This window comes from Streptacidiphilus jeojiense, from assembly GCF_000719095.1.
Lineage (GTDB): Bacteria > Actinomycetota > Actinomycetes > Streptomycetales > Streptomycetaceae > Streptacidiphilus > Streptacidiphilus jeojiensis.
The window spans coordinates 1-324 of record NZ_JOEH01000112.1 but is presented as its reverse complement, the minus strand read 5'-3'; the positions used below and the strand labels follow the sequence as shown (position 1 = coordinate 324).

Here is a 324-nt window from a genome sequence, read left to right as displayed (position 1 = left end):
ACAACCGTGATTCCGAGAGTAGTGGCGAGCGAAATCGGATGAGGCTAAACCGTAGTGGTGTGATACCCGGCAGGGGTTGCCATTGCGGGGTCGTGGGACATTTCTTGGCTGGTCTGCCGGCTGGTCGGAGAGTCAGAAACCGTATGGGTAGTCGAAGGACATGCGAAAGGTCCGGCGTAGAGGGTAAGACCCCCGTAGACGAAATCTGTACGGCTCTCTTGAGATTGTTCCCAAGTAGCACGGAGCCCGAGAAATTCCGTGTGAATCTGGCGGGACCACCCGCTAAGCCTAAATATTCCCTAGTGACCGATAGCGGACAGTACC

At 55.9% G+C, this 324-nt stretch carries 1 rRNA gene; it reads left to right on the top strand.

Features of this window, described 5'->3' with window-relative positions:
- Nucleotides 1-324 (top strand): 23S ribosomal RNA (locus IF29_RS0141255); the annotation flags it as partial.